The 4,857-nt window shown below is 67.7% G+C and carries 3 protein-coding genes and 4 pseudogenes; 4 read left to right on the forward strand and 3 right to left on the reverse strand.

Annotated features, from left to right (window positions below):
• Positions 1–89: 89 nt before the first annotated feature.
• Both ACFXGX_RS34825 and ACFXGX_RS34830 read right to left on the reverse strand, forming a co-directional pair.
• Positions 90–613 (reverse strand): annotated as a pseudogene (locus ACFXGX_RS34825) (IS5 family transposase); the annotation flags it as partial.
• Positions 614–784: 171 nt separating this feature from the next.
• A pseudogene (locus ACFXGX_RS34830) lies at positions 785–1,149 on the reverse strand (phage holin family protein).
• Positions 1,150–1,762: 613 nt separating this feature from the next.
• Between ACFXGX_RS34830 and ACFXGX_RS34835 the strand changes: the two are divergent.
• The 3 genes from ACFXGX_RS34835 to ACFXGX_RS34845 are packed head-to-tail and all read left to right on the forward strand — an operon-like array spanning position 1,763 to position 3,346.
• Positions 1,763–2,602, forward strand: coding sequence for a SigB/SigF/SigG family RNA polymerase sigma factor (locus tag ACFXGX_RS34835; protein ID WP_384799614.1), 840 nt, complete (start codon positions 1,763–1,765; stop codon positions 2,600–2,602).
• Positions 2,603–2,634: 32 nt separating this feature from the next.
• Positions 2,635–3,021 (forward strand): hypothetical protein, encoded by a 387-nt coding sequence (locus ACFXGX_RS34840; protein WP_384799617.1) that lies wholly within the window; start codon positions 2,635–2,637, stop codon positions 3,019–3,021.
• Positions 3,002–3,346, forward strand: a complete 345-nt coding sequence (locus tag ACFXGX_RS34845) for a hypothetical protein (protein ID WP_384799620.1) — start codon at positions 3,002–3,004, stop codon at positions 3,344–3,346. The genes ACFXGX_RS34840 and ACFXGX_RS34845 overlap by 20 nt, the downstream gene beginning before the upstream one ends.
• A 628-nt stretch (positions 3,347–3,974) precedes the next feature.
• On the opposite strand, the pseudogene ACFXGX_RS34850 reads toward ACFXGX_RS34845, so the two are convergent.
• Positions 3,975–4,145, reverse strand: a pseudogene (locus ACFXGX_RS34850) (sulfite exporter TauE/SafE family protein); the annotation flags it as partial.
• Between ACFXGX_RS34850 and ACFXGX_RS34855 the strand changes: the two are divergent.
• Positions 4,142–4,510, forward strand: a pseudogene (locus ACFXGX_RS34855) (IS630 family transposase); the annotation flags it as partial. The pseudogenes ACFXGX_RS34850 and ACFXGX_RS34855 overlap by 4 nt on opposite strands.
• Positions 4,511–4,857: the final 347 nt, after the last annotated feature.

Genomic DNA, 4,857 nt, shown 5'->3' on the forward strand with positions numbered 1-4,857 from the left:
GGTCACGCCTACGACGAAGCAGTCGCTTTCCCACAGGCCTCAGCAGACCTCAAGGCAGCGGCGGCTTGACGCTTATCGGCGTGGGATGTCTTGTCTGCCAAGACCACGTCGGGCCTGGTGCGGGGTCGTCCTCGGGGTCGTGGAATGCGCAAGCGGGCCATGACTTCGGTGAAGGCGGGTGCATCCCCGGCCTGCCCGGCGGTGAGATGGAAGGCCAGCGGCCGGCATCGGTCGTCGGCGGCAAGGTGGATCTTCGTGGTCAGTCCGCCGCGCGATCGCCCGATGGCGTGGTCGCCGGGCTCGCCGGCCGGAGCCCCTTTTTGCGAGCCCCTGCCGCATGCTGGTGAGCGCGCACGATCGTGGAGTCCACCGAGACAACCCAGTTGAGGTCTTCGTCGGCGTCGGCCTGGGCCATCAGCGCGGTGAACACCCGCTCCCAGGTGCCGTCAACGGCCCACATCCGCAGCCGGTTGTAGACGCCCCGCCAGTTGCCGTACTTCTCCGGCAGATGCACCCACTGGGTGCCGGTCTGGAACTTGAAGGCGATCGCGTCGATCACCTCCCGATGATCACGCCAGCGACCACCCCGTCTGGGCGTCCGGTCCGGGAGCATCGGCTCGATCCGCGCCCACTGCGCATCACTCAACGGCACACCCGAACCAACGACCAACTGATCCAAACGAAACCGCCTAGGTCCCGGACACCGAGTTCGTGGCGGTGTGCTCGATCTGTTCGCGTAGTTCGGCCGGTGTGGGAGTGGTGTGCCGCTCGGCGGGCGTGTGGGTCATCGGTGTGCGCTCCTCTTGATCTCAGCCACGTCGGCCTTGACGTTCTCGATCGTGCTCTCAGGGGGGATGCCGTGGCGGCCTGCTTCTTGCCGCTGAGGGCCATGAATGCGGCGATCACGCCGAGGACGGCGGAGATGATGAGGGCCGCAGCCAAGAGCGGCAGCAGGAGCGCAAGGGCTGCGATCGCAGTGGCGACCAGCGCCTGGAGCATCAGAAGGCCGATCAGCGAGGCGCCGCCGAACAGGCCGCCGCTCTTGCCGTAGCGCTTGCCCTTCTCCTTCATTTCCGCCTGCGCCAGCTTCATCTCGCCGCGCACCAGTTCAGTCAGCTGCCGCGAGGCCCGTTGGACCAGCTCGCCCACCGGCTCATGCCCCACACCGTTCGAATGCTGGACCGATTTCAGGCTTTGCGGGTGTGTACTCGACATGCCATCACCTCCTGCTCTGTTCCTGCAGTACGGGCTGCCGCGGAAGCCCGGGCTTTGATGACTGGGCGAGTACCCCGAACTGCCTCGTTCAGGAGAGGAGAAGAACTGCCGTATGCGTCGCTGGGGGTGTGGCCGCTGCAGCCAATGCCGCAGGAGACGGGGCCAACCTGGATGAGCCAGGTGCTGCCGGGCGTGCCGGCGGCGACATTGGTGGGGTAGTGGGCTACCGACTGCACAGGCTCAACGGCCAGCAGGGTGGCCGGCACCGCGCCGACGGCAGCGAGATCCCGCGCGTTGTTCAACGAGGTGTCGCGGCAACCCGGGGACAGGCGGCGCCGAAGGAACTGTTTGTGGGTGTGGACACGGGGCAGGCGGGGTGTGTGCTTCGGACCGGAGGCGCGAGCCAAGCGGAGTTGATCCGCGCGGCCGCGGCTTCTTCTGCGGTCTGCGTAGCCCTTCTCAGTGCGGCATGTCCCATCACCCTCGTTCGGCCCCGCGTTGCTGTCCTCGCGCACCGCCCGAACGCGCCGTCCAGGAGGGATCCCGCGTGCCTACCGAGAACTCCGTAGAGCGTCCGTACGCCGACGCCAACTCCAAGGCCCAGTCGGCCGACGCCGTTGCTGCAGACCGAGGCTTTGACGACTCACCCGAATCCGGCGCTCTGTTCATCCGGCTGGTGGAACTGGAGGCCGGGCCCGAGCGGGACGCAGTGCGCGATGAGCTTGTCAGTCTCTGGCTGCCCATGGCGCACCGGATCGCCGGCCGCTTCCGCGACCGGGGTGAAGCCACCGAGGATCTGCGCCAGGTCGCAGCCCTCGGTCTCATCAAGGCCATCGACCGGTTCGACCCTGTCCGCGGCGCCTTCGAGAGCTACGCCATCCCGACGATCACCGGCGAGGTGAAACGTCACTTCAGGGACCGGATGTGGGCCGTGCGGGTCCCGCGCCGTGTCCAGGAACTGCGCAACCGAGTTCAGGTCGCCCGCCGCGAACTCCGCCAGCAGCCCGGCCCGGCCGAGCCGACGATCGCTGAGATCGCCGCCCACGCCCGCCTCACCGAGGACGAGGTGAGTGCCGGGATGGAGGCCATGGAAGGCTTCAGCGCCCTCTCCCTCGACGTGGAAGTAGGCGCAGGCGACGACGGATACAGCCTCGGCGACACCCTGGGCGGCACCGACTCCTCCTTCGACACCATCGTCGACCGACAGGCGGCCGCCAAGGAGCTGCGCCAGCTCCCCGAACGGGAGCGGACCATCCTCTACATGCGCTTCTTCGAGGACATGACGCAAGGCCACATCGCCGAGAAGCTCGGCATCTCGCAGATGCACGTCTCCCGCCTCATCTCCGGCAGCTGCGCCCGCGTACGCCGAGGGGCTCTGGCGCAGTGACCGGCGGCCCGGAAGTGAAGAAGGGTGCGCTGATGAGTCAGCTGCTGACGCACGGCCACAGCGAGCAGTCCACGCCCCGCACGGGGAATGAGCAGATGCCGCAGGCGGCGCAGCCGCAGCGTGATGGGGCGCGGCAGGCCGTGGTTGAGCATGCGACGGGTGTGGTGATGGCTCTGGGGCGGTTCGAACCCGGCCAGGCTGGAACGGTCCTGTCTGAGGTCGCTGATCGCACGGCTCTTGAGCTGGGCCGAGTCGCCGAACTGCTCATCGCCTGGGTAACCACCGGCGAACTCAATCTGGGACTCCGCATAGCCCTGGAAGAGGCGATCCGGGACCAGCGCCGAGCACACCGAGTACCTGCGCCTGCAGGTGATGCGAAGTTCCGGGATGGAGAGGGCCGTGCTGTCCCACAGGCTTGAGAACGGCGTGCTGGTCCTCACGGTGGAGGACGCGTCCGGCTTACGAGAGCAGAATCTGGCCGCCTTGATCAGCGACCTGGTCCACGTGCACGATCCCACGCCCGCGGTCATCGTTCTTGGAACCGTGGTGCCCGATGAAGTGATCGGGGCGGTTGTGGAGGCGTATCGCAGGTGCAGGCAATCGGATGTGCTGATATCGGTGGCGACGCCCAGTGCTCCTACCCGTCGCGCCCTGCAAGCTCAGGCCGATGCTGCCGGTGGGGGTCTGGTAGTGCACGCCCGCGTCGATACCGCCGTCAGGACGGCTGACGCCACTGCCGCGTGACTGCCGACCCGATTTCGGTTCGCGTTCAAAGAGGCCGTCCGGAACAGCACCGCGTCTTCCCGCGCGATGCGACCGATGGGCGGCCCCCAGACGTGACAGAGCAGGGAAGGAGCGGGATGACCGCTTTCCCCGGTCGCCTATGCCCTGAGACAAAGAGAGAGTCGGACCGCTGGAGTTGTGACCTGGATAAGGGAGTTGAGTCTGTTTGGATTCCCGCCAGCGTGCCGGTGGCGGCGAGGCAGCTCACGCCGCTGAGAAGTGGCCAGCATGGTCGTCCTTTCGTGCTTGCTGGTGCCGGAGGGGGAATTCGTTCTCACCGACCGGATGCTGTACTACCGGGACCTGCGTGGCGAGGTCTACGCGTTGTCTCTGGCTTCGACCACCATATGGCGACAGAGGCGATCAGATCACTGTGAACATCTGCCGCCACGCTTGCAGTATCGGATCGTAGAGGTCGAGGTCCGCACGTCTTGACGGCAGGCAATACCTCATTGAGTCGGAAAAGATCATCGCTCGGCAGATTCGCCGGGCGGGCAGGAATCGCTCTCGCCGGTGGTGACACCGTGCACGAAAGGTGCCGAGCTGCCTCTTCCGACGACCTGCCGACGTGGTGGGTTGGCGAGACAGTTCAGCACAGCGCGTTGATCGCGTAGAGGGTGCTGAGCCCGGCGGCTAGTGTGCCCAGGAGCAGGCGAGGAAGGTCTCGCATCCGTGGCTAGAGACGGGCGCCGAGATAGCCGCCGATGAGACCGCCCAGCGCGCAGGCCAGGCCGAGGGACCAGTCGGGCGCGCTGTCCCCGCCTGCTCAGCGATGACGAGGAGGACTTCGTCATCCAGACGGCCACCACCCGCCCGACCAAGCTCGGCATGCCTTTCACCCGCTGGTCGATCCGGGAACTCGCCGATCACCTGCGCCGCGACCTCGCCCGCCCGATACGGATCGGCCGCGAGGCCCTGCGCCGCCTACTCGCCCGCCGCGGAATCACCTTCCAGCGCGCCAAGACCTGGAATGAGTCCACCGACCTGGACTTCGACGCCAAGCTGGACCGCATCGAGTACGTGCTCCACGAGCGCCCGGACCGGACCTTCGCCTTCGACGAGTTCGGGCCGCTGGGCACCGCGCGGCCCGCCAGGACGGCGCCCCGTTCCATAACCCCCGCCACCCCCACGTCCTGGCCGCACTGCGCCGCGAACGCGCCCGCATCCGCAGCGAGAAGGGCATTCGCTGGGGCGGACGCCCCCTCGCCGCCGCAGCATGACCAAGTGAGGGATCCCGCCGTGCCCGGATGTGGAGATCAGACAGCGGCCAGGCTCTTCGCCATGACCCGCTCCCTGCCAACGCCACCGGGCAGAGGATCGCCGGGCTCACCCGTGTCCGTGAAACCGCCGCTCATAGAGCGCGGTCGCCTTGCGGTTTTTCGGCCAGTCGGACACCCCCCAACGGCTGGGGCCGCCCAGCGGGGCCCCCCCCGCGGCCCCCGGGTTCAGGGAGTGGCCCCAGCCCGTGCCCC

This window comes from Streptomyces sp. NPDC059371 (genome assembly GCF_042751995.1).
GTDB lineage: Bacteria > Actinomycetota > Actinomycetes > Streptomycetales > Streptomycetaceae > Streptomyces.